22 protein-coding genes and 1 pseudogene are annotated in these 25,478 nt (G+C 71.6%); 13 read left to right on the top strand and 10 right to left on the bottom strand.

Features of this window, described 5'->3' with window-relative positions; all coding sequences use genetic code 11:
- Positions 1 to 51 precede the first annotated feature (51 nt).
- The 7 genes from serC to ACFY0T_RS33765 form a co-directional block, all read right to left on the bottom strand.
- Positions 52 to 1,170 (bottom strand): phosphoserine transaminase, encoded by a 1,119-nt coding sequence (gene serC, locus ACFY0T_RS33795; RefSeq protein WP_388879224.1) that lies wholly within the window; start codon positions 1,168 to 1,170, stop codon positions 52 to 54.
- Between the two features lie 204 nt (positions 1,171 to 1,374).
- The gene (locus tag ACFY0T_RS33790) at positions 1,375 to 2,598 is read right to left on the bottom strand and encodes a cytochrome P450 (RefSeq protein WP_388879221.1); all 1,224 of its coding nucleotides are present in this window, start codon (positions 2,596 to 2,598) and stop codon (positions 1,375 to 1,377) included.
- A gap of 126 nt (positions 2,599 to 2,724) precedes the next feature.
- On the bottom strand, positions 2,725 to 3,948 hold the full coding sequence (locus ACFY0T_RS33785; RefSeq protein ID WP_388879218.1) for a cytochrome P450: 1,224 nt from the start codon (positions 3,946 to 3,948) through the stop codon (positions 2,725 to 2,727).
- Entirely contained in the window at positions 3,945 to 4,607 is a 663-nt protein-coding gene (locus ACFY0T_RS33780; RefSeq protein WP_388879215.1) for an ATP/GTP-binding protein, read from the bottom strand. Before ACFY0T_RS33780 ends, ACFY0T_RS33785 begins: the two co-directional genes overlap by 4 nt.
- Complete coding sequence (locus ACFY0T_RS33775; RefSeq protein ID WP_388879212.1) at positions 4,588 to 4,935, bottom strand: DUF742 domain-containing protein; 348 nt, start codon at positions 4,933 to 4,935, stop codon at positions 4,588 to 4,590. The genes ACFY0T_RS33780 and ACFY0T_RS33775 overlap by 20 nt, the downstream gene beginning before the upstream one ends.
- Entirely contained in the window at positions 4,932 to 5,339 is a 408-nt protein-coding gene (locus ACFY0T_RS33770) for a roadblock/LC7 domain-containing protein (RefSeq protein ID WP_388879209.1), read from the bottom strand. Before ACFY0T_RS33770 ends, ACFY0T_RS33775 begins: the two co-directional genes overlap by 4 nt.
- Positions 5,336 to 7,036: a sensor histidine kinase gene (locus tag ACFY0T_RS33765; RefSeq protein WP_388879206.1), complete on the bottom strand. Its 1,701-nt coding sequence runs from the start codon at positions 7,034 to 7,036 to the stop codon at positions 5,336 to 5,338. The genes ACFY0T_RS33770 and ACFY0T_RS33765 overlap by 4 nt, the downstream gene beginning before the upstream one ends.
- Before the next feature lie 334 nt (positions 7,037 to 7,370).
- Between ACFY0T_RS33765 and ACFY0T_RS33760 the strand changes: the two genes are divergently transcribed.
- The 5 genes from ACFY0T_RS33760 (at position 7,371) to ACFY0T_RS33740 (ending at position 13,528) form a co-directional block, all read left to right on the top strand.
- A complete protein-coding gene (locus tag ACFY0T_RS33760; protein ID WP_388879203.1) occupies positions 7,371 to 10,436 on the top strand; it encodes an FAD-binding and (Fe-S)-binding domain-containing protein in 3,066 nt (1,021 codons plus the stop codon).
- Positions 10,437 to 10,517: 81 nt separating this feature from the next.
- Entirely contained in the window at positions 10,518 to 11,648 is a 1,131-nt protein-coding gene (locus ACFY0T_RS33755) for a lipid II:glycine glycyltransferase FemX (protein ID WP_388879200.1), read from the top strand.
- Positions 11,649 to 11,821: 173 nt separating this feature from the next.
- On the top strand, positions 11,822 to 12,793 hold the full coding sequence (locus ACFY0T_RS33750) for a DMT family transporter (RefSeq protein WP_388879197.1): 972 nt from the start codon (positions 11,822 to 11,824) through the stop codon (positions 12,791 to 12,793).
- A 115-nt stretch (positions 12,794 to 12,908) separates the two neighbouring features.
- On the top strand, positions 12,909 to 13,271 hold the full coding sequence (locus ACFY0T_RS33745; RefSeq protein ID WP_388879195.1) for a DUF6247 family protein: 363 nt from the start codon (positions 12,909 to 12,911) through the stop codon (positions 13,269 to 13,271).
- A complete protein-coding gene (locus ACFY0T_RS33740; RefSeq protein WP_388879192.1) occupies positions 13,268 to 13,528 on the top strand; it encodes a hypothetical protein in 261 nt (86 codons plus the stop codon). The genes ACFY0T_RS33745 and ACFY0T_RS33740 overlap by 4 nt, the downstream gene beginning before the upstream one ends.
- A 34-nt stretch (positions 13,529 to 13,562) precedes the next feature.
- On the opposite strand, the gene ACFY0T_RS33735 is transcribed toward ACFY0T_RS33740, so the two are convergent.
- The 3 genes and pseudogenes from ACFY0T_RS33735 to ACFY0T_RS33725 form a co-directional block, all read right to left on the bottom strand.
- Entirely contained in the window at positions 13,563 to 14,312 is a 750-nt protein-coding gene (locus ACFY0T_RS33735) for a class I SAM-dependent methyltransferase (protein WP_388879190.1), read from the bottom strand.
- A gap of 21 nt (positions 14,313 to 14,333) precedes the next feature.
- The gene (locus ACFY0T_RS33730) at positions 14,334 to 14,552 is read right to left on the bottom strand and encodes a DUF397 domain-containing protein (RefSeq protein ID WP_388879187.1); all 219 of its coding nucleotides are present in this window, start codon (positions 14,550 to 14,552) and stop codon (positions 14,334 to 14,336) included.
- A pseudogene (locus ACFY0T_RS33725) lies at positions 14,512 to 15,112 on the bottom strand (helix-turn-helix domain-containing protein). The gene ACFY0T_RS33730 and the pseudogene ACFY0T_RS33725 overlap by 41 nt, the downstream one beginning before the upstream one ends.
- Positions 15,113 to 15,231: 119 nt before the next feature.
- Here ACFY0T_RS33725 and ACFY0T_RS33720 point away from each other — a divergent pair.
- The 8 genes from ACFY0T_RS33720 (at position 15,232) to ACFY0T_RS33685 (ending at position 25,401) form a co-directional block, all read left to right on the top strand.
- Positions 15,232 to 16,026, top strand: a complete 795-nt coding sequence (locus tag ACFY0T_RS33720) for a TIGR03084 family metal-binding protein (protein ID WP_388879184.1) — start codon at positions 15,232 to 15,234, stop codon at positions 16,024 to 16,026.
- Positions 16,023 to 17,705 (top strand): acyclic terpene utilization AtuA family protein, encoded by a 1,683-nt coding sequence (locus ACFY0T_RS33715; RefSeq protein WP_388879182.1) that lies wholly within the window; start codon positions 16,023 to 16,025, stop codon positions 17,703 to 17,705. Before ACFY0T_RS33720 ends, ACFY0T_RS33715 begins: the two co-directional genes overlap by 4 nt.
- On the top strand, positions 17,702 to 19,300 hold the full coding sequence (locus ACFY0T_RS33710; RefSeq protein WP_388879179.1) for an acyl-CoA carboxylase subunit beta: 1,599 nt from the start codon (positions 17,702 to 17,704) through the stop codon (positions 19,298 to 19,300). The genes ACFY0T_RS33715 and ACFY0T_RS33710 overlap by 4 nt, the downstream gene beginning before the upstream one ends.
- Before the next feature lie 8 nt (positions 19,301 to 19,308).
- Positions 19,309 to 21,156, top strand: coding sequence for an acetyl/propionyl/methylcrotonyl-CoA carboxylase subunit alpha (locus ACFY0T_RS33705; RefSeq protein WP_388879176.1), 1,848 nt, complete (start codon positions 19,309 to 19,311; stop codon positions 21,154 to 21,156).
- 81 nt (positions 21,157 to 21,237) lie between these two features.
- Positions 21,238 to 22,398, top strand: a complete 1,161-nt coding sequence (locus tag ACFY0T_RS33700) for an acyl-CoA dehydrogenase family protein (protein WP_388879173.1) — start codon at positions 21,238 to 21,240, stop codon at positions 22,396 to 22,398.
- Positions 22,399 to 22,499: 101 nt separating this feature from the next.
- The gene (locus tag ACFY0T_RS33695; RefSeq protein WP_388879170.1) at positions 22,500 to 24,065 is read left to right on the top strand and encodes a 4-coumarate--CoA ligase family protein; all 1,566 of its coding nucleotides are present in this window, start codon (positions 22,500 to 22,502) and stop codon (positions 24,063 to 24,065) included.
- On the top strand, positions 24,062 to 24,796 hold the full coding sequence (locus tag ACFY0T_RS33690) for an enoyl-CoA hydratase family protein (protein ID WP_388879167.1): 735 nt from the start codon (positions 24,062 to 24,064) through the stop codon (positions 24,794 to 24,796). The genes ACFY0T_RS33695 and ACFY0T_RS33690 overlap by 4 nt, the downstream gene beginning before the upstream one ends.
- Positions 24,784 to 25,401 carry a TetR/AcrR family transcriptional regulator gene (locus tag ACFY0T_RS33685; protein WP_388879164.1) on the top strand — a complete coding sequence of 206 codons (618 nt, stop codon included), beginning with the start codon at positions 24,784 to 24,786 and terminating at the stop codon, positions 25,399 to 25,401. The genes ACFY0T_RS33690 and ACFY0T_RS33685 overlap by 13 nt, the downstream gene beginning before the upstream one ends.
- The last annotated feature ends 77 nt before the right edge of the window (positions 25,402 to 25,478 follow it).

The following is a 25,478-nucleotide window of genomic DNA, read 5'->3' as shown; positions in this document are numbered from 1 at the left end:
GAGAAAGGGGCGCCCGGCGAGTGCCGGGCACCCCCATCAACGTACAGACGACTACAGCTTCTCGATCACGTAGTCGATGCACTTCGTGAGCGTTTCGACGTCCGCCGGGTCGATCGCCGGGAACATCGCGATGCGGAGCTGGTTGCGGCCGAGCTTGCGGTAGGGCTCGGTGTCGACGATGCCGTTGGCGCGGAGGGCCTTGGCGACGGCTGCCGCGTCGATCTCGTCGGAGAAGTCGATCGTGCCGATGACCTGCGAGCGCTTGGCCGGGTCGGCGACGAACGGCGTGGCGTACTTGGAGTCCTCTGCCCAGGTGTAGAGGCGGGTCGAGGAGTCCTTCGTGCGGGCCGTGGACCAGGCGAGGCCGCCCTGGTCGTTGATCCACTCCAGCTGCTCGTTGAGCAGGAAGAGGGTGGCGAGGGCCGGGGTGTTGTACGTCTGGTTCTTACGGGAGTTGTCGATCGCCGTGGGGAGCGAGAAGAACTCCGGGACGTGGCGGCCGGACGCGTGGATGCGCTCGGCGCGCTCGATCGCGGCCGGGGAGAAGACGCCGATCCACAGGCCGCCGTCGGAGGCGAAGGACTTCTGCGGGGCGAAGTAGTAGACGTCGGTCTCGGCGATGTCGACGGGGAGGCCGCCGGCGCCGGACGTGGCGTCCACGAGCACCAGCGCGCCCTCGTCGGCGCCCGCGACCCGCTTGATGGGGGCGGCGACACCGGTGGAGGTCTCGTTGTGCGTGAAGGCGTAGACGTCGACGCCTGCCTCGGCCTGGGGCTCGGGGTGGGTGCCGGGGTCGCTCGCGATCACGGTCGGCTCGGCCAGCCAGGGGGCCAGCTTGGCGGCCTTGGCGAACTTCGAGCTGAACTCGCCGAAGCTGAGGTGCTGCGACTTGTTCTCGATCAGGCCGTGGGTCGCGATGTCCCAGAACGCGGTGGAGCCGCCGTTGCCGAGGATGACCTCGTACCCGTCGGGGAGCGAGAACAGCTCGCGTACGCCGTCACGGACCTTGCCGACCAGGTTCTTGACCGGGGCCTGGCGGTGGGACGTACCGAGCAGAGAGCTACCGGTCGCGGCCAGCGCGTCCAGCGCCTCCGTACGCACCTTGGAGGGGCCCGCGCCGAATCGTCCGTCGGCGGGCTTGATGTCAGCGGGGATCTGGATATCAGCCACGGTCGGGAGCCTAGCCGCTCCAGGAAACCTGGGCGAAACGTCGTCCGTCGGGTGAGACGGAGCCGGGGCTCCGCCCCGTAAGGGGCGCGGGGAACTGCGCGACCAGCCCCCACCACCCGCAGCCGAAGAACAGCCGAGCGGGGTCTGGGGCACAGCCCCAGGTACGGGACGGGTAGGGGCGGAGGGGGCGAAAAAACCCGGTGCTCAGCCCAGTCGTACCGGAAGTTCGAACAGATCGTTCTGCGTCACCACCGGCTTGTTGCGGAGCTCGGACGCGGGGACGGCCAGATCGAGGGCCGGGAAGCGGGTGTACAGGGCCGGAAGGGCGACCGCGGCCTCCAGCCGGGAGAGCGCGGCGCCGGGGCAGACGTGCGGCCCGTGCCCGAAGGAGATGTGCCGGTTTTCGCTCGTGCGGGTGATGTCGAAGTCGCCGGCACTCGGACCATGAGCCTGCTCGTCGCGGCCGATCGCACCGTACGACACGATCAGCGCGTCCCCCGCAGGAAGCACCTTGTCACCGACGGCCACGTCCTCCGTCGCGAAGCGGATGAGGACGTGGGAGGTGGGGGTGGAGTAGCGGAGGGTCTCCTCGATCACCGCCGCCCAGTCGGCCTCGCCGGAGAGGACCAGCGCGCGCTGGTCGGGATGGGTGGAGAGGTTGACCACCGCGTTGACGATCAGCGAGATCGTCGTCTCGTGGCCCGCCGCGACCATCAACTGGAGGGTGGAGACGATCTCCTCGTCGGAGAGGTGGTCGCCGTCCTCGGAGGCCAGGATCAGGGCGGACGTCAGATCGTCCCCGGGCTCCGCCCGCTTCGCCGCGACCGTCTCCGCCATGATCCCCGCCAGCTCCGTCAGCGTCGCGATGACCTCCTCCGGAGGGGTCTGCGTCGAGAAGAACTTCTCGAAGAGCTCCTTGAGGCGGGGAAGCCGGGACTCGTCGATGCCCATGAGGTCGGCGATGACGTACATGGGGAGGGGGTAGGCGAAGTCCGCCTTCAGGTCGATCACGTCCCCCGCGTCCGACAGCCCGTCGAGCAGGCCCTCCGTCAGCTTGGTGATCCGCTCCCGCATCTGCTCCACCCGGCGCGGGGTGAGCGCCTGCGCCACCAGCGTGCGCATCCGCCGGTGGTCCGCGCCGTCCACCGTGAGCATGGAACGGCCGGGGTTCGCGAGCCCGATCAGCGGCCAGTCCGGGGCTATCTCGCCGCGCTGCCAGGCCCCCCAGACGTTGATGTCCTTCACCAGCCGGGGGTCGGTCAGCAGCTTCTTCGCCTCGGCGTGGTGGGTGACCGCCCACACCGGGACCCCGCCGGGCAGTTCGACGGCGGCGAGCGGCCCCGCGGCGCGCAGCGCGGCGCTCTCGCCCTCCAGGTCGGTGACGAAGGGGTCCAAGGCGATACGGGTCTCTTCGGTACCGGTGGTCATGCGGGGGTGCCTCCAAGGGCGGGGGTAGGAGTACTGCGTCCATCTGGGGCCGTGACATCAGCGGCTGCCGTCGCGGGCCCCCGGACCCCCAGCCGGAACAACAGGCCGGCCGGGCGTGGCGGGGTCTCACCGCGCGGGAACCGGCGTGAACCTCACAGGCAGTTCGGTCAGGCCCCGCAGCCACGGGGACGGCCGCCGCGTCAGCGACTCGGCGGGTACGGCCAGGTCGATGTCCGGCAGCCGGTCCAGTACGACCTCGATCCCCGTCCGCGCGATCACCTCCGCGACCTCCTGCGCCGGGAACGGGCAGCGGTGCTCCCCGTGACCGAAGGAGAAGTGGGCGTTGTTGCCGCCGGTGAGCGCGGAGCCGTCGGTGCGGACCTGGGGGTCGGAGTTGGCGCCCTGGAGGCCGAGCAGCAGCAGGTCGCCGGTGCGGACGCGGCGGCCGCCGAGCTGGGTGTCGCGGGAGGCCCAGCGCCCGGCCACGTTCTGGGTGGGGGTGTCCTCCCACAGGACCTCGTTCATGGCCTCGGCGACACTGTGCCGGCCGCCGAAGAGGGACGCCGCGAACCGCTCGTCGGTCAGCATCAGGCGCAGCGAGTTGCCGATCCAGTCGGCGGTCGGCTGGTGGCCCGCCGCCATCATGACCATCAGGTCCTGCATCACCTCCTCGTCCGAGAAGCCGCCGCCATCCGATGAATGCGCCGTCGCGAGCATCCTGGACACGACGTCGTCCGCGGGCTCGGCCTTCCGGTCGGCCAGCAGCCGCGCCATGGAGGTGGCCAGATGCTGCTGGCCCGCCAGGGCGCCCTCCCGCCCGTTGACCATGTCGTTCAGGGCGGTGACCAGGCCGGGCCCCTGCTCCTCCGTGAAGCCGTAGAGCGTCGCGAGGACGCGGACGGGCAGCAGTGCCGCGTACTCCCCGACGATGTCCGACTCGCCCTTGGCGCAGATCGCGTCGATCAGTTCGTCGGCGAACTTCTCGGCCTGGGCGCGCAGTTCGAAGGGATCGACCGCTTCGAGCGCGTCGCTGATCATCGCGGCGCGCTCGCGATGGCGTTCGCCGACCGTGTAGAGGATGGACGGCTGCTTGCGGCCGATCATCGGCAGCAGCGGCCAGTCGTCGGGGATCCGGTCCCACTGGTTCCACAGGTCGGAGTCCCGGCTGAACAGCACCGGATCGCCGGTGACCTGGTGCAGTTCGCGGTAGCCGAGCACCAGCCACGCCGGTACGTCGCCGTCGAGCACGACGGGCACCACGGCACCGTGGTCGCGCCGCATCTCCCGGTACAGCTCGGCGGGTTCGGTCTGGAACCGGGGCCCGCTGAGGGGCACGGGGGCGGGGGTCACAGCGCCAACTCCGGTGATCGTGGGACGTACAGGGATTCGAGGTGCTCGACGAGCGTGATCAGCACCCGCTTGGCGGACTCCCGCGAGCGGGCGTCGCAGTCGAGCAGCGGGACGTGCGGGTCGAGGTCGAGGGCCTCACGGATCTGTGCGGGGGTGTGCGCGGAGCCGCCGAAGTCGTTGCAGGCCACGATGAACGGCGTGCCGTGGTGCTCCAGACGGTCGATCGCGTACCAGGAGTCGTCGATACGGCGGGTGTCGACGAGGACGACCGCGCCGAGCGTGCCGGAGAACAGCCGGTCCCAGAGGAACCAGAACCGCTCCTGCCCCGGCGCGCCGAACAGATAGAGCACATTGCGGGCGTCCAGCGTGATCCGGCCGAAGTCGAAGGCCACGGTGGTCGCGGACTTGCCGCGGACCTCGCTGATGTCGTCGACCGCCGCGCCGGCCTGCGTCATCGTCTCCTCGGTGTTGAGGGGACGTATCTCGCTCACGGAACGGACCAGGGTCGTCTTGCCGACGCCGAAGCCGCCCACGACGACGATCTTGAGGCCGTTGTCGGCCGACGCCACGAGGGGCGTACGGGCGACGGGGTGACCCGTAGACGTACGGGCGGCGGAGGCACCCGTCGACGTACCGGCGTCAGAGGTTACGGAGTCCAACGAGCACCTGCTCCAGGATGTCGGGATCGGGAAGAGCGGCGGGGTGGGGGTGGCGGGCGCTGACGCGGCCCGCGGCGAGGAGGTCGGAGAGCAGGATCTTCGTGATGCTCACCGGCAGCCGCAGCTCGGCCGCGATCTCGACAACCGCCGTGGGCCGCTGGGCGAATCGCAGGATCGCGGCGTGCTCCGACTGCATGCCCACCACCGGATCGCACTCGGCGACCACCAGCGTCACCAGGTCGAAGGGGGTGTCGGGCCCGGACCGGCTGCGCCCTCCGGTGAGGGTGTACAGCCGGTCGGGCGCGTCGTCCCTGCCCGGGCGGCTCATGACGTACGGGGCCGCGCGCTCAGGTGATCGCCGAGTTGCTCCACGAGTTCGCTCATGTTGTGCCCGACCAGACCGGCGTCCGCGTCCTCGGCGGTGACGACGGCGAGGTGCGCGCCGTCGCCCGCCTCCACGATGAACAGGACCCCGCCGTAGAACTCGGCCATGGCCGAGCGCACGCCCCCGCTGCCGTCGCCGAACTCCATGGACGCACCGTGCGACAGCGACTGGATCCCGGCGGCGATCGCGGCGAGCTGGTCGGCCTGGTCGACCGAGAGCTCCGGAGTGCGGCACAACTTCAGGCCGTCGCGGGAGAGCACGAGCGCGTGCCGCGCGCCCGGGGTGCGCTCAAGGAGGCCCTCGATAAGCCAGGAGAGCTTCTCGTCGGCGGTGGTGGTGCCGGTCATGGGGTGGTGTCGCCTTCCGGGTGCGAGTGAGGGGTGACGGCGGTTGTGTCCCGTACGGCTTCCGTGTTTCGTACGGCTTCCGTGTCTCGTACGGCGTCTTCGGCCCGTGCGGCGATTTCGGCCCGTGCAGCGTCCTCGGTGCCCTGCGCCGCGCCGCGTACCGCCTGGCGGAAGCTGCTGAAGCGGGCGGCGGCGCGCGCTTTGGAGTCGTCGGCGGTACGGGGCTCCGGGTCGGCCTGGGGTGGCGGCGTGGCGTGCGCGCGGCTGCGTTCGGCGTGCGCGAGGGTGCGGCCGCGGCGACGCTTGGGGAGGCCACCGGTCGACGGGGGGACCGGCTCGTGCCGGGGCGAGTCGTGGGCGGGGACCGGGTCCGGGTCGAGGTCCTCGGTGGCGCGGGCGGCGGCGTACGACACTTCGGTGGCGGGCGCCGGAGTCACGGTCGGCTCGGGGGCGGGGTCCACCGGCAGGGGCGTGGACGGCGGTGGCGTGGAGGGCAGGGCCGGCAGGGTGAGGATGTCCTGGGGGATGAGCACCAGGACGCCCGTGCCGCCGCGCGCGGACGGGCGGAAGGACACCTTCAGACCGTGTTTGCGGGCGAGCCGGCCGACCACCGCGAGGCCGAGCCGGGTGCCCGTGAGCCCGCCCAGCTCGGCTGTGCTGTCGGCCTCTGCGGACACGGCGCGCTCGGCGCGGCGCAGCTGGACGTCGCCCATGACCAGGCCGCTGTCCTCGACGGAGACGATGACGCCGGCCGGGACCTCCTCGACGTACACATGGACCTCGGCGGTCGGCGGCGAGAAGTTCGCGGCGTTGTCGAGGAGTTCGGCGAGCGCGTGCATCACGCCTTCGGCGGCGTGTCCGGCGACGGCGGCCTCGCTGGCGGAGTGGACGCGGACGCGCTGGTAGCCGCCGATGCGGCCCATCGCTCCGCGCAGGATCGACTCCATGACGATGGGGCGTGCCCAGCGGCGTCCCGAGCGCGCGCCGGCGAGGACGGCGACGGAGTCGGCGAGGCGGCCCGCCTGCGCGGTGCGGTGGTCGAGGTGGAGGAGGTCGGCGAGGACCTCCTCGTCGGAGTGCCTCTCCTCCATGGCGCGCAGGTCGGCGAGCATGCCGGTGGCCAGCGCCTGCATCCGGCCCGCCGCGTTGGCGGTCGCCGAGATCGCGGCGGCGCGGTCGCTCGCGGCCCGCCGGGAGCGCTCGGTCAGCCGGGTGTTCTCCTCGGCGAGGCGGGCGCGTTCGTCGGTGAGGTGCTGCCGTTCGGCCGCGAACTCCTCCGTGAGACGGGCGCGTTCCTGTGCCGCCGCCTCGGTCAGGCGCGCGCGTTCCTGGGCTGCGGCCTCGGCCAGCCGGGCCCGCTCGCGGGCGGAGTCGTCGGCCATCCGGGCCCGCTCCTGGTTGAACTCCTCGGTCAGCCGGGCCCGTTCCTGCAGCAGCCGTCCGGCGTCCTGGGACACGGCGTCGAGGCGGCGGCGTACCAGCTTCGCCGTCTGTACGGCGCGCGCGGCCACCGCGACGGCCGCGCACAGCAGCACCGCGGCCGCGCTCGCGCCCCAGGCGAGGGGGGCGCGCACCGAGTCGGGCGCCAGGGCGACCGCCGCGGCCACCGCGAGCGCGGCCGGGACGGCGACGATGAGGGGAGCGGGCGCGACGGCGCGAAGGGTGGGTCGTTCGCCGGAGGGGAGGGGCGCGGTCATCAATCGGTCCTCGGTCGTGTTCTGGGGGGAGAACGTTCCTCGGTCGTGTTCTCGGGCGTGTCCTCGGCGGGGCCTTGGGCGAGTCCTTCGGTGTTCCCTCGAAGCGTGTCTTCGAAGGTGTTCTGAGCGAGAAGCGACACCTGGTGCTCAACTCGCCGTCACTATATGGGAGTTCGTGATCGAATTGGGAAGGTTCTGGAAGCGGTCGCATGATCGGCCGTAATCGAGCCGCGATCGAGCCGCGATCGAGCCGCGATCGGGTCGCGATCGGGTCCCGATCCATTCGAGTGCGTGGATGAGGGTCACTGTCAGTGCCCGGAGGCATCCTGGGGGCATGACGGATCTCGGAGGGCTGCGGGCCGAGCTGGACAAGGCCATGGCGGGCGAGGTCGCCTTCGACGCGACCGCGCGGGCCCTGACCACCATGGACGCCTCCAACTACCGGCGCGTCCCGCTCGGCGTCGTCTCCCCACGCGACGCCGACGACGTGGCGGCGGCCCTCGCCGTGTGCCGCGCGCACGGCGTGCCGGTCGTGGCGCGCGGCGGCGGCACATCGATCGCGGGACAGGCCACGGGCACCGGCGTCGTCCTGGACTTCACCCGCCACATGAACCGCATCGTGTCGCTCGACCCGGAGGCCCGTACGGCCGTGGTCCAGCCCGGTGTCGTCCTGGACCGCCTCCAGGACGCCGCAGCCCCGCACGGCCTGCGCTTCGGCCCCGATCCCTCGACCCACAGCCGCTGCACCCTCGGCGGGATGATCGGCAACAACTCGTGCGGGTCCCACTCGGTGGCCTGGGGCACGACGGCGGACAGCGTGCGCGAGCTGTCGGTCATCACCGGGCAGGGGACTCCCACGCTCCTCGGCCAGGGCTGGGCGGGCGCCCCCGACGGCCTCCAGGCCCTGGTGGAGAGCGAGCTGGCGCGCCTGCGCACCGGCTTCCCGGACCTCCCGCGCCGTATCTCCGGGTACGCGCTGGACGCCCTCCTCCCCGAGAAGGGCGCGGACGTCGCCCGCTCCTTCTGCGGCTCCGAGGGCACCTGGGGGGTGCTGACCGAGGCGGTCGTACGACTGGTGGAGGCGCCGCGCGCGCGGGCGCTGGCCGTACTGGCGTACGCGGACGAGAGCGCGGCGGCGGAGGCGGCCGCGGGGCTGCTGCCGCACAGGCCGCTCACGGTGGAGGGGATGGCCGCGGACCTCGTGCCGGCCGGCGCGGGGCTGCCGCGGGGCGGGGCCTGGCTGTTCGTGGAGACGGGCGGCGCGACGGAGGCGGAGGCACGCGCGCGTGCGGACGCGATCGTGCGCGCGGCGGACGTCACGGATGCCGTCGTGGTCACCGACCCGGCCGGACAGCGCGCCCTGTGGCGCCTCCGCGAGGACGCGAGCGGTACGGCGACACGGATGCTGGACGGCAGTGAGGCCTGGCCCGGCTGGGAGGACTGCGCGGTGCCGCCGGTCCGGCTGGGCGCGTATCTCCGCGACTCCAGGCGACTGCTCGCCGAGCACGGCCTGCGCGGCACTCCGTACGGGCACTTCGGCGACGGCTGCATCCATGTGCGCATCGACTTCGACCTGATGACGACGGAGGGCGTGGCCCGCTTCCGGCGCTTCTCCGAGGAGATCGCGGCACTCGTCGTGGCCCACGGAGGCTCCCTGTCCGGCGAGCACGGGGACGGGCAGGCGCGCGCGGAGCTGCTGCCCGCGATGTACGGCGCCGAGATGGTGGGCCTCTTCGAGCGGGCGAAGGGCATCTGGGACCCGGACGACCTGCTCAACCCCGGGATGCTCGTACGACCGCACCGGCTGGACGAGAACCTGCGGTTCGCGGTGCTGCCCCGGAAGCCGGTGGACGTGGCGTTCGGCTATCCGGCCGACGGCGGCGACTTCTCGGCGGCGGTGCGCAGGTGTGTGGGAGTCGCCAAGTGCCGCACGACCGAGGCGTCTTCGGGGAGCGTGATGTGCCCGTCGTTCCGGGCGACCGGCGAGGAGGAGCACTCCACGCGCGGGCGGGCGCGGCTGCTGCACGAGATGCTCGCGGGCGAGGTCGTGACCGACGGATGGCGGTCGACGGAGGTCCGCGACGCACTGGACCTGTGCCTGTCCTGCAAGGGCTGCAAGTCCGACTGCCCGGTCGGCGTCGACATGGCCACGTACAAGGCGGAGTTCCTGCACCACCACTACGAGGGCCGCCGCCGCCCTGCCGCGCACTACGCGATGGGGTGGCTGCCGGTGTGGCTGCTGCTCGTGGCCCGGACGCGCACGGCGTGGCTGGTCAACTCCCTCGCGTCCGTACGTCCGGTGGCCGCCGTGGCCAAGCGGCTGGGCGGGATCGCGCCCGAGCGGGAGATTCCGCGGGTGGCGCGGGAGACGTTCAGCGGGTGGTGGAGGCGGCGGTTCAAGGAGCGGGCGCGGGCGTTCGTGCGGGATGCGCGGCGCGGGCAGCAGGGGGCGTTCCCGGGGCTCGGAGGGGACGCCGTCGTGGTGTGGCCGGACACCTTCACCGAGTACCTGTCACCGTCCGTCGGCAAGGCGGCCGTACGGGTCCTGGAGGCGGCGGGGCTGACGGTGCTGCTGCCGCCGACGATCCGGATGAGGTTCGGGCCGGCGCTGGAGAGACTGGCCGAACTGGCGGAGGGCGCGTCTGATGGGGCGCCGGTCGGGGACGGGGTGTCGCACGGCCCCATCGGGGAGGGGGTGTCGCATGGCCCCATCGGGGACGGGGTGCCGCAGCGGCCGATCGCCTTCAACACGCTGCTGTCGCGCCGCCAACGCGTCTGCTGCGGACTGACGTACGTCTCGACCGGCCAGCTCGACCGCGCCCGCGCCGTGCTGCGCCGCACGCTGGACCTGATGGAGCCGTATCTGCTGATGGACGACACCTCGGTTGTCGTCCTGGAACCCAGCTGCGCCGCCGCCCTGCGCACGGACCTCCCGGAGCTGCTGCACGACGATCCCCGCGCGGCGCGTCTGGCGGCGGCGGTGCTGACGTTCGCCGAGGCCCTGGAGCGGCTCGCCCCGGGCTGGACCCCGCCCCGCCTGGACCGCCCGGTCGTCGGCCAGACCCACTGCCACCAGCACGCCGTCCTCGGCGACGCCGCCGACCGCAGGCTGCGCGAGGCGGCGGGCCTGACCGGCACGCTCGCGGGCGGCTGCTGCGGACTCGCGGGCAACTTCGGCTTCGAGAAGGGCCACTACGAGGTGTCGACGGCCTGCGCGGAGGAGCAACTGCTCCCGGCGGTCCGCGCGGCCACCGACGACACGGTGATCCTGGCCGACGGCTTCTCCTGCCGTACGCAGTTGGAGCAGCTGGCGGGGCGGAGAGGGCGGCACCTCGCGGAGGTGCTGGCGGAGGCGCTGACCGACGCGCCGTCGGAGACGCCGGCGGAGGGACACCCGTAGTTACGCTGGCAGCGTCCACCGACCTGAGGGCCCACCGACCCGAGGGCCCCACGGCATCAAGGCCCCCGAGGAGTGCCGCGCATGAGTCTCCGCCTTCAGGCGATCACCCGTGAAGAACACCTGGCCTTCGTCAGGTCGCGCCCCTCGGCCAGTCACATGCAGGTGCCGTCGTGGGGCGATGTGAAGCCGGACTGGCGGGCGGAGAGCCTGGGGTGGTTCGACGACTCCGACGGCGGGCGGCTCGTGGGCGCGGGGCTGGCGCTGCTGCGCCCGCTGCCGAAGCTGAAGCGGTACCTCGCGTATCTGCCCGAGGGGCCGGTCATCGACTGGCACGCGGCCGACCTCGCCGAGCGCTGGCTCGCGCCGATGCTGGCGTACCTCAAGGGGCGGGGCGTGTTCTCGGTGAAGATGGGTCCGCCCGTCGTCGTACGCCGCTGGAGCGCGGACGCGGTCAAGGCGGCGATCGCCGATCCGGCGGCGCGACAGCTGGGGGACGTCGAGGCGACGACGTACGAGCCGGGGGCCGGAGACGTCGCGGAGCGGCTGCGCCGCATGGGCTGGCAGCGGACCGAGCCGGGCGGCGAGGACGGCTTCGCGGCCGGACAGCCGCGCTATGTCTTCCAAGTGCCCTTCGCGGGGCGGTCGTTGGACGAGATCCACCGGGGTCTCAACCAGCAGTGGCGGCGCAACATCAAGAAGGCCGAAAAAGCCGGCGTGAAGGTGGTCCGGGGCGGCTACGAGGACCTGCCCGCCTTCTACGAGCTGTACGCGGAGACCGCCGAGCGCGACCGCTTCATCCCGCGCCCGCTGCCCTACTTCCAGCGTATGTGGACCGCGCTGACGGCCGAGGACCCCGACCGCATGCGGCTCTACCTCGCCCACCACGACGGCGACGTCCTCGCGGCGGCCACGATGCTGACCGTCGGCACCCACGTCTGGTACTCCTACGGCGCCTCCACCAGCCGCAAGCGCGAGGCGCAGCCCAACAACGCCATCCAGTGGCGCATGATGACCGACGCCCACGAACTCGGCGCCGCCGTCTACGACTTCCGTGGCATCACCGACACCCTCGACGAGACCAACCACCTCCTCGGCCTCCTCCGCTTCAAGGCCGGCGCGGGCGGCGAGGCCGTCGAGTACCTCGGCGAGTGGGACTTCCCCCTCAACCGCCTGCTGCACAAGGCGCTGGACCTGTACATGGCGCGCCGCTGACGGGTCACACCCAGGTGCCGTTGACGGGCAACACCCAGGTTCTGTGCCCAAAACCCAGGGTGTACGGGAAGGGACAGCTACAAAACGGGTTCACACACCTGACGGAGTCCATTACCCTGGACCGAGAGGTACAGCACGATGAACGAACCCTGAGCCGATCCCTGGAAGGCCCCGTGAACAGCCCCAGCGCCGCCGCCCCGTCCTCCCCGGCCTCGGCCGCCCCCGCGACGGCACCCGTGCCCACGGCGGGCGAGCCCACAGCGGGCGGCCCGCGCCGACGGGGCGCCCTCGGACCCGTGGGCCTGGTCCTCGCCGGAGGCATCTCCGTACAGTTCGGCGGAGCCCTCGCGGTGAGCCTGATGCCGAGGGCCGGTGCCCTCGGCGTCGTGACGCTGCGACTGCTGGTGGCCGCGATCGTGCTGCTCGCGGTCTGCCGCCCCAAGGTGCGCGGGCACTCGCGCGCCGACTGGGGCACGGTCGTCGTCTTCGGCCTGACGATGGCCGCGATGAACGGGCTCTTCTACCAGGCGGTCGCCCGCATCCCGCTGGGCCCCGCGGTCACCCTCGAAGTGCTCGGCCCGCTCGCGCTCTCCGTCCTCGCCTCCCGCCGCGCGGTGAACCTGATCTGGGCCGGCCTCGCCCTCGGCGGCGTCTTCCTGCTCGGCGGCGGAGGCTTCAGCAGCCTCGACCCCACCGGTGTCGCCTTTGCCCTAGGTGCCGGTGCCATGTGGGCGGCGTACATAATCTTCAGCGCGCGTACGGGCCGACGCTTCCCCCAGGCCGACGGCCTCGCCCTCGCGATGGTGGTCGCGGCGGTGGCGTTCCTCCCGCTGGGGATCGTCGAGTCCGGCTCGAAGCTCCTCGTCCCGACCACGGTAGCGCTGGGCGCCGCGGTGGCCGTCCTCTCCTCGGTCCTCCCCTACACCCTCGAACTCCTCGCCCTGCGCCGCCTGCCCGCCTCCACCTTCGCCATCCTGATGAGCCTCGAACCGGCCGTCGCCGCCACCGCCGGCTTCCTCGTCCTGAACCAGGCCCTCTCGGCCACCGAGGCCCTGGCGATCGCCCTGGTCATCGCGGCGAGCATGGGGGCGGTGCGGACGCAGGTGGGGCGGGGCAGGGCCAAGGGGCCGGGCGCCGCTTCCTGACCGTTGCCGCGACGCATTGAGGTGCGTTGGGACTAGAGTCGGGCTCGTGCCCCGAACCATCCGGCACCCGGCGCGCGGCCGGCCCGTCCGCAGAGGACATGAAGGGAACGGCAGCATGAGTCTGCAGCACACCGAATCAGTCGGCGACCGGCCGCTGATTCCCCGCCCGGAGCGCACGCCGGGCGCCCTGCGCGCCGCCTGCGCCGTCGTCGCCCCGCAGTTCCTGTCCGCTTACGACCAGGCCAAGGACCAGGCCCTGGCCGAGGCCGTGGAACACGGCTCTCTCAAGCCGGTTCACGCCTACCTCGCGCACTGGGCCGCTCTGATCGAGATCGAGCGTCACCCGGAGACGGCCAGGGCCTACCACCGCGCCGAATACCTGGCGCAGATCGCGACCGCGCCGCAGGAGGCGCGTGAGCATCTGGCCACCGCCGGCGGCATCTACCGTGGTGCCGCCAAGGCGGTGCACACCGAGTGACCTGGGCCTGGGAGTACGTCCCGGACGAGGAGACCGTGGCGGCCGGAGCTCCGCACTCGTTCATCGCCGAGGTGGAGAAGAAAGCCGACGAACTGGTCCGGGCCGCTGAAGCCCTCTACCTCCACGGGCCGGGATACCAGGGAGCGGACGAAGGAGCGAAGCACGCGTTCGTGGCCGGTGGCTTCTTCGTCTACATGATCACGCCACGCTCGGAACTCGTCAGCATCTGGCAGGTCACACCCGACCCCCTTCCTTGAGGGCGCTCGGTATCCGTACGCCTCCTCCAGTGGCCTAACCGTCGTCGCCGGCGGCCTTCTCCCAGACCGAGACGTGCTGTCCGCTCTCGCTGGTGAAGGGCTTGCGGGTCCAGTCGTCCCAGCGGTCGCGCAGTCGGAGGCCGGCCAGCTGGGCCATCAGGTCGAGTTCCGCGGGCCACACGTACCGGAACGGGACGGACCAGTAGGAGCCGCGGCCGTTCTCGACTTCGACGTAGTTCGAACTCATCGCCTGCGTCGCGACGTCGTACAGGTCGAAGGACCACCGCGTCGGACTCGTGTGGAACGGTACGGCGTTCTGTCCGGGCGGAAGCCGGCGCAGGTCGGGGACCATGACCTCGATGACGAAGGTCCCGCCGGGCTCCAGATGGTCGGCGACGTTGCGGAAACAGACAACCTGTTCCGCCTGCGTCGTCAGATTCATGATCGTGTTGAAGACCAGATACGCGACGGAGAACGTGCCGTCCACCTTCGTCGTCGCGAAGTCGCCGATCGTCACGCCGATCCCGTCGCCGCCCGGTTTGGCCCGCAGTCGGGCCACCATGGCTCGCGACATATCGATCCCGTGCACCGCGACACCGCGCCGCGCCAACGGCAAGGCGACGCGTCCGGTCCCGATGCCCAGCTCCAAGGCCCGCCCGCCACCGGCCAACTCGGCCAGGACATCGACCGCCGGGTCCACGACGCCGGAGGCGAACATCCCCGCCGACGACTCGTCGTATCGGGCGGCGACGGACTCTCCGAAGTAGCCGTCTGTATCGTCCACCGGCCGACCGTACTGCGGGCGTCAGTCGCAGCGCGCGCCAATTTCCCCGCGCCCGGCGGCCGCCACGAACGCGACGAAGGCCTCCGGGGTGACCGCGAAGGCCCCGGCACCGGGGTTCTTGGAGTCGCGGACGGCTATGTGGGGGGTGAGGTCGGCGACTTCGACGCAATCACCGCCACTGCTCCCGCTGTACGACGCCTTACGCCACACCGCGCCCGTCAGGTCCAGGTTCGTTCCCATACCGTTCCTCCATCACGCGGGCGACCAGGGCCGCCGAGTCGTCCACGGAGAGCGCGTCCGCTTGCAGGTGATCGGGGTCGCTTTCGAAGCGCAGAAGGTTGTACGAGCCCATCAACCCCGCGTGCGCCCCGGCCCCGAACGGCAGCACCTGGATCTTCAGCCACCGGCGCTTCTGCATGGAGAGCAGGTGCGCCAGCTGCTCGCGCATGACCTCCCGGCCGCCGACCTCCTGGTGCAGCACAGCTTCGCTCAACACCACCCACATCACCGGCGGTTGGTCCCGCTCCAGTATGCGACCAGCTCGGCACCTGGCTGCGCAACACCAGTCCCACCAGTCGCGAAAACGCTCCGTCCGTCCCCAGCGCCGCATCCACGCGCTCGGAGAAGTCCCGTTGCGGCACCTTGTACACCGTCTCGATCTGCCCGATCAGACACCCCGTACAGAACACGATCGACCCGAACTGCGCCAGCGTGAGCCCCGCAGCCTCCCGCCTGCGACGCAGCTCGTACCCGTAGTAGTCCAGCGGCGACGCGCTGGGATCGAGTTCCCGGACGGGCATGGCAACCACCTCCAATCACCGAGAGTAGCCAGATGGACGCGCACGGACATCGGGGTTGTGGAAAACAAATCCATGCAAGCGTGCTTGCTTGTTTCAGGCGCCGCTGCCATGCTCCCCCCATGGCCGACCCGACGCCCGTTTTCGACGACCTGCGTGCCGAAAGCGACGAACTCGACCAGCTCGTCGCCGAGTTGAGCCCAGAGCGATGGGCCCTCGCCACCCCCGCCCCGCGCTGGACCATCGCCCACCAGATTGCCCACCTCGCATGGACCGACCGCTCGGCGCTGCTGGCGGTGACCGACGCGGACGCGTTCCAGACTCTGGTCGAGAAGGCCCTCGCCGCCCCCGACTCGTTCGTGGACGAGGGTGCGGAGGAGGGTGCCGGGCTCCCGGCCACCGAACTGCTGTCCCGGTGGCGCGAGGGCCGTATCGCACTCGACAAGGCGCTGCGCGAGTCCGCACCCGGCGCCCGTTTCCCCTGGTACGGCCCGCCCATGTCGGCCGCCTCCATGGCCACGGGCCGCCTGATGGAGACCTGGGCCCACGGCCAGGACGTGGCGGACGCGTTGGGGGCGACCCGTACCCCCACCGACCGCCTCCGTCACGTCGCCCGTATCGGCGTACGTGCCCGGGACTTCGCCTTCGGTGTGCACGGCCTCCCTGCGCCAACGGATGAGTTCCGCATCGAACTGGCAGCCCCGTCCGGCGACTTGTGGACATACGGCCCTGAGGAAGCAGAACAACGCGTAACCGGCCCCAGCCTCGACTTCTGCCTCCTGGTCACCCAGCGCGCCCACCGCACCGACCTTGCCCTGCACGCCGACGGCCCCGACGCCGACCGCTGGCTCGACATCGCCCAGGCCTTCGCGGGCCCGCCCGGCACCGGACGCGCCCCGAAGGGGACCGCACAGTGACCCTGCGCATCGGCAACGCATCCGGCTTCTACGGCGACCGCTTCGACGCCATGCGCGAGATGCTCACCGGCGGCGAACTCGACGTCCTCACCGGCGACTACCTTGCCGAGCTGACCATGCTCATCCTGGGGCGGGATCGGCTCAAGGACCCCGGCGCCGGTTTCGCCCGCACCTTCCTTCGGCAGCTGGAGGAGTGCTTGGGACTTGCCCATGAACGCGGGGTCAAGGTCGTGGCGAACGCCGGTGGTCTCAATCCGGCCGGACTCGCCGACGCCATACGGGAGTTGGCAGCCCGTCTCGGGCTTCCCGTCCGCGTCGCGCACGTCGAGGGCGACGACCTCACCGCCCGGCACGCGGGCAGCCTCGCCGCCCACGCCTACCTCGGCGGCTTCGGCATCGCGGCCTGTCTGCGGGAGGGTGCCGACGTCGTGGTCACCGGGCGGGTGACGGACGCCGCCCTGGTCACCGGGCCCGCCGCCGCCCACTTCGGCTGGCGGCAGGACGACTACGACCGGCTCGCGGGCGCCGTTGTCGCCGGGCACGTCCTGGAGTGCGGGACGCAGGCCACCGGCGGCAACTACGCGTTCTTCCAGGAGGGCACCCGTGACGTCCGGCGGCCCGGCTTCCCCCTTGCCGAGATCCGCGAGGACGGCACCGCCGTCATCACCAAGCACCCCGGCACCGGCGGTTTCGTCAACGTCGGCACGGTGACCGCCCAGCTGTTGTACGAGACCGCCGGCGCCCGGTACCCCGGTCCCGACGTCACCGCCCGCCTCGACACCGTACGGCTGACGCAGGACGGCCCGGACCGCGTCCGTATCGACGGCGTACGCGGCGAGGCCCCGCCCCCGGCCCTCAAGGTCGGCCTCAACCGGCTCGGCGGCTTCCGCAACGAGGTCACCTTCGTCCTCACTGGCCTCGACATCAAGGCCAAGGCCGCACTCGTACGCGAGCAGATGACGGACGCGATGACCAAGTCGCCTCCTTCGGAGGTACGTTGGGACCTTGTTCGCACCGACCGGCCCGACGCCCCGACCGAGGAGACCGCGAGCGCCCTGCTGCGGCTCGTCGTACGGGATGCGGACCAGGAGGTCGTCGGGCGGGCACTGAGCGGGGCCGCGGTCGAGCTGGCGCTCGCGAGCTACCCCGGCTTCCATGTGCTGGCACCACCCGGAAGCGGCGCGCCCTACGGGGTCTTCGAGGATGTATACGTCCCCCATGGCGCCGTCCCACATGTGGCTGTCCTCCATGACGGGCGACGGGTCCCTGTGGCTCCGGCCGACGACACCCTCATACTCGAGGACGTTCCGCAGCCGCCACTTCCCGAACCTTTGTCACCGGTGGGACCGACCCGCCGTGCCCCCCTCGGTCTTGTCGTCGGCGCCCGCAGCGGGGACAAGGGTGGGAACGCCAACGTCGGGGTGTGGGCGCGGACGGATGACGCCTGGCGGTGGCTCGCCCACGCCGTCACCCTCGAGCGGTTCCGGGAACTCCTCCCGGAGACGGCCCACTTGACCGTCGTGCGGCACGCGCTTCCCAACCTCCGCGCCCTCAACTTCGTCGTCGAAGGCATCCTCGGCGAGGGCGTGGCCTCCCAGGCCCGTTTCGACCCCCAGGCCAAGGCCCTGGGCGAATGGCTCCGCTCCCGCCACCTGGACATCCCGGAGGCCCTGCTGTGACCGTCCTCCCCTCCGCGCTGGACACCGCCGCCCCCGACTACACGGCCCACCGCGAAGCCATGCTCACCAAGCTCGCCGAACTGGACGCCGAGCACGCCAAGGCGCTCGCGGGCGGCGGCGAGAAGTACGTCGCCCGGCACCGGGGGCGCGGCAAGCTGCTCGCGCGGGAGCGGATCGAGTTGCTGCTCGACCCGGACACGCCCTTCCTGGAGCTGTCGCCGCTCGCGGCCTGGGGGAGCGACTACGCGGTCGGCGCCTCGCTCGTCACCGGGATCGGCATCGTCGAAGGGGTCGAGTGTCTGATCACGGCGAACGACCCGACCGTGCGCGGCGGCGCCAGCAACCCCTGGAGCCTGAAGAAGGCCCTGCGGGCCAATGACATCGCCCTCGCCAACCGGCTGCCCTGCATCAGCCTCGTCGAGTCGGGCGGCGCCGATCTGCCGTCCCAGAAAGAGATCTTCATCCCTGGGGGCGCGATTTTCCGCGACCTGACCCGGCTGTCGGCGGCCGGAATCCCCACCGTGGCCGTCGTCTTCGGGAACTCCACCGCCGGAGGCGCGTACATCCCCGGCATGTCCGACCACGTGATCATGGTCAAGGAGCGGGCCAAGGTCTTCCTGGGCGGGCCGCCCCTGGTGAAGATGGCCACCGGCGAGGAGAGCGACGACGAGTCCCTGGGCGGCGCCGAGATGCACGCGCGCGTGTCGGGCCTCGCGGACTACTTCGCCGTCGACGAGCAGGACGCGCTCCGGCAGGCCCGGCGCGTGGTCGCCCGCCTCAACCACCGTAAGGCGTACGGCGATCCAGGCCCGGCAGCCCCGCCCAAGTACGCCGAGGACGAGCTCCTGGGGATCGTCCCCGGCGACCTGAAGCACCCCTTCGACCCGCGCGAGGTCATCGCGCGCGTGGTCGACGGTTCCGACTTCGACGAGTTCAAGCCCCTCTACGGGACGAGCCTCACGACCGGCTGGGCGACGCTCCACGGATATCCCGTCGGCATCCTCGCCAACGCCCAAGGGGTGCTCTTCAGCGCGGAGTCCCAGAAGGCCGCCCAGTTCATCCAGTTGGCCAACCAGCGCGACATCCCCCTCCTCTTCCTGCACAACACCACCGGCTACATGGTCGGCAAGGAGTACGAGCAGGGCGGCATCATCAAGCACGGCGCGATGATGATCAACGCGGTGAGCAACTCACGGGTCCCGCACCTCTCCGTCCTGATGGGCGCCTCCTACGGGGCCGGTCACTACGGCATGTGCGGGCGCGCCTACGACCCGCGCTTCCTGTTCGCCTGGCCCAGCGCCAAGTCGGCCGTCATGGGCCCGCAGCAGCTCGCGGGCGTCCTCTCCATCGTCGCCCGGCAGTCGGCCGCCGCGAAGGGGCAGCCCTACGACGAGGACGCCGACGCCGCGCTGCGCGCCATGGTGGAGCAGCAGATCGAGTCGGAGTCGCTGCCGATGTTCCTGTCCGGGCGGCTGTACGACGACGGGGTCATCGACCCGCGCGACACCCGCACCGTCCTCGGCCTGTGCCTGTCCGCGATCCACACGGCGCCCTACGAGGGCGCACGCGGTGGCTTCGGCGTCTTCCGGATGTGAGGGATCCCTTGATTTCGAGTCTGCTGGTCGCCAACCGGGGCGAGATCGCCTGCCGCGTCTTCCGCACCTGCCGTGAGTGGGGAATCCGAACGGTCGCCGTGCACTCGGACGCCGACGAAAACGCCCTCCACGCGCGCGTGGCCGACACGGCGGTACGGCTGCCGGGGGCGGCGCCCGCGGAGACGTATCTGCGCGGCGACCTGATCGTGAAGGCGGCCCTGAACGCCGGCGCGGACGCCGTGCACCCCGGGTACGGCTTCCTCTCCGAGAACGCCGATTTCGCGCGCGCCGTCCTCGACGCGGGCCTCGTCTGGATCGGGCCGCCGCCCGAGGCGATCGAGGCGATGGCCTCCAAGACGCGCGCCAAGAAGCTGATGGGGATCGAACCCCTGTCGACGGTGACCGCCGACGACCTCCCCGTGCTGGTGAAAGCGGCCGCGGGCGGCGGCGGGCGCGGCATGCGCGTCGTACGGGACATCGCTGACCTGGACGGCGAGTTGACGGCCGCCCGCGCCGAGGCACTCCGCGCCTTCGGCGACGGGGAGGTCTTCGTCGAGCCTTACGTGGAGGGCGGTCGGCACGTCGAGGTGCAGATCCTCGCCGACACGCACGGCACCGTGTGGCCGCTCGGCACCCGCGACTGCTCCCTGCAACGCCGCCACCAGAAGGTCATCGAGGAGGCTCCCGCACCCGGGCTCGGCGACCTCACCCAGACGCTGTACGACCTGTCCGTACGCGCCGCCCGGGCCGTCGACTACGTGGGCGCCGGCACGGTCGAGTTCCTGGTCGCCGACGGCAAGGCCCACTTCCTGGAGATGAACACCCGCCTCCAGGTCGAACACCCCGTGACGGAAGCGGTCTTCGGCATCGACCTCGTGGCGCTCCAGATCCGGGTCGCCGAGGGCGCGGCGCTCGAAAACGACCCTCCACGCGCGCGTGGCCACGCGATCGAGGCCCGCCTGTACGCCGAGGACCCCGCCGGTGCATGGGCCCCGCAGACCGGCACCCTGCACCGCCTCACCGTCCCCGACGGCATCCGCCTCGACACCGGCTACACCGACGGCGACCCCATCGGCATCCACTACGACCCGATGCTCGCCAAGGCCGTCGCCCACGCCCCCACGCGCGCGGAGGCCCTCCGCACGCTGTCAGGCGCCTTGGAGAGGGCGACGATCCACGGCCCGGTCACCAACCGGGACCTGCTCGTACGCTCGCTGCGGCACGAGGAGTTCACCACGGCCCGCATGGACACGGGCTTCTACGAGCGCCACCTCGCCGAACTGACGACACCCGCCCCGGACCCGTACGCCCCCCTGGCCGCCGCTCTCGCGGACGCGCACGGACGCTCCAGGTTCGGGGGCTGGCGGAACCTGCCCTCCCAGCCCCAGACCAAGCGCTACCTCATGGCCGGCACCGAACACGAAGTCCACTACCGGCACACCCGACAGGGCCTCACCGCCGACGGGGTGCGCGTGGTGCACGCCGACGCCGGTCTCGTCGTCCTCGAAGTGGCCGGCGTACGACGGAAGTTCGAGGTCGCGCGCTACGACGACCAGGTCTTCGTGAACGCCACCGCCCTCACCGCCCTGCCCCGCTTCCCCGATCCGGCCGCGGACCGCGCCCCCGGCTCACTCCTCGCACCGATGCCCGGCACGGTGGTCCGGGTGTCGGAGGGCCTGGCCGTAGGAGCCGCTGTACGGGCCGGAGAGCCCCTGCTGTGGCTGGAGGCGATGAAGATGGAACACAAGATCTCCGCGCCCGCCGCAGGCACGCTCACGGCCCTCCACGCAACCCCCGGCCAACAGGTCGAGGTCGGCGCCCTTCTAGCAGTGGTTCAGCACAACGCGCCCCTTTAGGGGCGCGGGACTCCCCCACCATGCGGCTCCGCCGCGTGGGCGCGACCAGCCACGAACCAGCCGCACTGTTCAGGAGACCTCATGAGCCCCGTCATCGAAACCGAAGAACACAAGGCCCTCCGCTCCGCCGTAGCCGCCCTGGGCAAACGCTACGGCCGCAACTACCTCACCAAGGTCATCGCCGACGGCGGCCACCCCGACGAGCTCTGGTCCGAAGCGGCCAAGCTCGGCTACCTCGGCGTCAACCTGCCGGAGGCATACGGCGGCGGAGGCGGCGGCATATCCGAACTCTCCATCGTCCTTGAGGAGTTGGGCGCGGCGGGCTGCCCGCTGCTGATGATGGTCGTCTCGCCCGCGATCTGCGGCACGGTCATCGCCCGCTTCGGCACCAAGGCGCAGCAGCAGGAGTGGCTGCCGCCCTTGGCCGACGGCACACGCACCATGGCCTTCGGCATCACCGAGCCCGACGCGGGCTCCAACTCGCACCGGATCACCACCACCGCCCGCCGCGACGGCGGCGACTGGGTCCTCACCGGCCGCAAGGTGTTCATCTCCGGCGTCGACATCGCCGACGCGACGCTCATCGTGGGCCGCACGGAGGACGCGCGGACGGGCCGGCTCAAGCCCTGCCTGTTCATCGTCCCGCGCGACGCCGACGGCTTCGGGCGGCGGCAGATCGACATGGAACTCCAGGGAGCGGAGAAGCAGTTCGAGCTGACCCTCGACGACGTACGGCTGCCCGCCGACGCGCTCGTCGGCGACGAGGACGCGGGGCTGCTCCAGCTCTTCGCCGGGCTCAACCCCGAGCGGGTGATGACGGCCGCGTTCGCGATCGGCATGGGCCGGTACGCGCTCTCCAGGGCCGTCGAGTACGCGCGTGAACGCACCGTCTGGAAGGAGCCCATCGGCGCCCACCAGGCCGTCGCACACCCCCTGGCGCAGTCCCACATCGAGCTCGAACTCGCCCGCCTGATGATGCAGAAGGCGGCGTTCCTGTACGACTCCGGGGACGACATCGCGGCCGGCGAGGCCGCCAACATGGCCAAGTACGCGGCCGCCGAAGCCTGTGTGAAGGCCGTCGACCAGGCCGTGCACACCCTCGGCGGCAACGGCCTCACCCGAGAGTTCGGCCTCGCTTCGCTGATTACGGCATCGCGCGTGTCTCGTATCGCACCGGTCAGCAGGGAGATGATTCTCAACTACGTCTCCCACCAGACCCTTGGCCTGCCCAAGTCGTACTAGACCGCACCGGATCGCACCAGGCCGTACTGGATCGCACCAGGCACTACTGGATCGCACTGGATCGCACCAGGCCGTACTGGCGAGCCGCTCTAGGAGGAACCGTGTTCCGCAGCGAGTACGCAGATGTCCCGGCCGTCGAGGAACCCATCCACGACGCCGTCCTCGGCCGCGCCGCCGAACGCGGCGACACGCCCGCCCTCGTCGACGGCGTCGACGGCACCACGCTCACGTACGAACAACTGGACCGGTTCCACCGGCTGCTGGCCGCCGCGTTCACCGACGCGGGCGTCCACAAGGGCGACGTACTGGCCCTGCACAGCCCGAACACCATCGCTTTCCCCACGGCGTTCTACGCCGCGACGCGCGCGGGGGCGTCGGTCACGACCGTGCACCCGCTCGCCACCCCCGAGGAGTTCGCCAAGCAGCTGCGCGACAGCGCGGCCCGCTGGATCGTCACCGTGTCACCGCTCCTGGAGACCGCCCGCGCGGCGGCCGAACTCGCGGGCGGCGTACGGGAGATCTTCGTCTGCGACCAGGCGCCCGGGCACCGCTCGCTGATCGACCTGCTCGCCACCACCGCGCCCGAACCGCACATCGGCATCGACCCCGTGGCGGACGTCGCCGCGCTCCCGTACTCCTCGGGCACGACCGGCATCCCCAAGGGCGTGATGCTCACCCACCGGTCCATAGCCACCAACCTGGCGCAGCTCGTGCCGTCCATGCCGATGGGCCCCGGCGACCGGATCCTCGCCGTGCTGCCGTTCTTCCACATCTACGGGCTGACGGCCCTCATGAACGCCCCCTTGCGGCAGGGCGCCACCGTCGTCGTCCTGCCCCGCTTCGAACTGGACACGTTCCTCGCGGCCATCGAGAAACACCGCATCAACGTGCTGTTCGTGGCCCCGCCGATCGTCCTCGCCCTCGCCAAGCACCCGGCGGTCGCCCAGTACGACCTGTCGTCCCTGAAGCACATCATTTCCTCCGCCGCCCCCCTGGACGCGCAACTGGCCCGGGCCTGCTCACAGCGGCTCAGCCTGCCGCCCATCGGCCAGGGCTACGGCATGACCGAACTGTCGCCCTGCACCCACCTGGTGCCCCTGAACACCCCGGACGCGCCCCCGGGGACGGTCGGCAGGCTCATCGCCGGCACCGAGATGCGCATCGTCTCCCTCGACGACCCCGACAAGGAACTCGGCGTCGGCGAAGCCGGTGAGATCGTCATCCGCGGTCCTCAGGTCATGAAGGGCTACCTGGGCCGCCCCGACGCCACCGCCGCGATGATCGACCCCGACGGCTGGCTGCACACCGGAGACGTCGGATACGTGGACGCGGACGGCTGGCTGTTCGTCGTCGACCGCGTCAAGGAACTCATCAAGTACAAGGGCTTCCAGGTCGCCCCCGCCGAACTCGAAGCGCTGCTGCTCACCCACCCCGGCATCGCCGACGCCGCCGTCATAGGCGTCTACAACGACGACAACAACGAAGTCCCCCACGCGTACGTGGTCCGTCAGTCGTCCGCAACCGACCTCTCCGAAGGAGAGGTCATGATGTACGTCGCCGAACGCGTCGCCCCGTACAAGAGGGTCCGCGGCGTCACCTTCATCGAGGGCGTCCCGCGGGCGGCCTCCGGAAAGATCCTGCGACGGGAACTGCGGGGCCGCTCATGACCGTCGTGCACACGGCATACGACCGCGCCGTCACCACCCTCACCCTCGACTCGCCCGACAACCGCAACGCCCTGTCCGCCGCACTCGTCGAGCAGCTCGCGGACGGACTCACCCGAAGCGGCAAGGACAGCGACGTACGCGCGATCGTCCTCACCCACACCGGGAACACGTTCTGCGCCGGCGCCGACCTCCGCGACCCGCCGCACCCCGACGCCCTCGTCGGACTGCTGCGGCAGATCGTCGAGCTGCGCAAACCCGTACTGGCCAGAGTGACCGGACACGTACGGGCGGGCGGCCTCGGCCTGCTCGGCGCCTGCGACATCGCGGCCGCCTCCAAGGAGGCCACATTTGCCTTCACGGAGGTACGCATCGGCGTCGCCCCCGCCGTCATCTCCCTGCCCCTGCTGCCCCGCACCGACCCCCGCGCCCTCGCCCGCTACTACCTCACCGGCGAACGCTTCGACGCGGCGGAGGCGGTCCGCACCGGACTGCTGACGGCGACGGGCGACGACGTCGACGCCGTCCTCGCCCCCGTCCTCGACGGCCTGCGCCGGGCCTCCCCACAAGGCCTCGCCGCGACCAAGGAGCTGCTCACGGCTAAGGTGCTGGAAACCTTCGACCGGGACGCGGCCGAACTGACCGCGCTCTCGGCACGGCTGTTCTCCTCCGCACAGGCCCGCGAGGGGATGACAGCCTTCCTCGAACGACGGGATCCCGCATGGGTGGTGTGAGCACGACGGAGCACGCGGCGCGTCTTCCGCATGTCCCCAAACAGGACCGCAGCCGGGCCACCCGGCAGCGGCTCCTGGCAGCCGCCGTGGCCTGCCTCGCCGAACACGGCTGGGCAGGCTCCACGGTCTCCGTCGTCGCCGAACGCGCCGGCGTCTCCCGGGGCGCCGCCCAGCACCACTTCCCGACCCGCGAGGACCTCTTCACCGCGGCGGTCGAGTACGTCGCCGAGGAACGCTCCACCGCCCTGCGCGCCCTCTTCCCCGACGGCGCCGCCGACCGCCGCGTCGTCGTCGCCGCCCTCGTCGACCTCTACACCGGCCCCCTCTTCCGCGCCGCCCTCCACCTCTGGGTCGCCGCCTCCAACGAGGACCAACTCCGCCCGAGAGTGACGGAACTGGAGGCCCGCGTAGGCCGCGAAACCCACCGCATCGCGGTCGACCTGCTGGGTGCCGACGAGTCCCGCCCCGGCGTACGGGAAACCGTCCAGGGCCTGCTGGACATGGCACGCGGGCTTGGCCTCGCCAACCTCCTCACCGACGACGCGGGGCGCCGCAAGCGGGTGGTGGAGCAGTGGGGGCTGCTGATGGAGGAGGCGCTGGGCTGAGGCCGGCTCGGCTGAGGCCGGCTCATATCCCGCTTCCTGCACGGCCACCGCACGGCCTACACCCGGGGCAAACTCTG

It is taken from the genome of Streptomyces sp. NPDC001530, from assembly GCF_042894545.1.
Classification (GTDB): domain Bacteria; phylum Actinomycetota; class Actinomycetes; order Streptomycetales; family Streptomycetaceae; genus Streptomyces.
Note: the sequence above shows the minus strand (reverse complement) of the source record. Positions and strands in the feature narration are given on the sequence as shown.

Excerpts from the sequence above, each read along its gene's own strand:
- ACFY0T_RS33790 (WP_388879221.1), bottom strand. The coding sequence starts at position 2,598 with ATGACCACCGGTACCGAAGAGACCCGTATCGCCTTGGACCCCTTCGTC.
- ACFY0T_RS33775 (WP_388879212.1), bottom strand. The coding sequence starts at position 4,935 with ATGAGCCGCCCGGGCAGGGACGACGCGCCCGACCGGCTGTACACCCTC.
- ACFY0T_RS33770 (WP_388879209.1), bottom strand. The coding sequence starts at position 5,339 with ATGACCGGCACCACCACCGCCGACGAGAAGCTCTCCTGGCTTATCGAG.
- ACFY0T_RS33765 (WP_388879206.1), bottom strand. The coding sequence starts at position 7,036 with ATGACCGCGCCCCTCCCCTCCGGCGAACGACCCACCCTTCGCGCCGTC.
- ACFY0T_RS33760 (WP_388879203.1), top strand. The coding sequence starts at position 7,371 with ATGACGGATCTCGGAGGGCTGCGGGCCGAGCTGGACAAGGCCATGGCG.
- ACFY0T_RS33755 (WP_388879200.1), top strand. The coding sequence starts at position 10,518 with ATGAGTCTCCGCCTTCAGGCGATCACCCGTGAAGAACACCTGGCCTTC.
- ACFY0T_RS33745 (WP_388879195.1), top strand. The coding sequence starts at position 12,909 with ATGAGTCTGCAGCACACCGAATCAGTCGGCGACCGGCCGCTGATTCCC.
- ACFY0T_RS33730 (WP_388879187.1), bottom strand. The coding sequence starts at position 14,552 with ATGGGAACGAACCTGGACCTGACGGGCGCGGTGTGGCGTAAGGCGTCG.
- ACFY0T_RS33720 (WP_388879184.1), top strand. The coding sequence starts at position 15,232 with ATGGCCGACCCGACGCCCGTTTTCGACGACCTGCGTGCCGAAAGCGAC.
- ACFY0T_RS33700 (WP_388879173.1), top strand. The coding sequence starts at position 21,238 with ATGAGCCCCGTCATCGAAACCGAAGAACACAAGGCCCTCCGCTCCGCC.
- ACFY0T_RS33690 (WP_388879167.1), top strand. The coding sequence starts at position 24,062 with ATGACCGTCGTGCACACGGCATACGACCGCGCCGTCACCACCCTCACC.
- ACFY0T_RS33685 (WP_388879164.1), top strand. The coding sequence starts at position 24,784 with ATGGGTGGTGTGAGCACGACGGAGCACGCGGCGCGTCTTCCGCATGTC.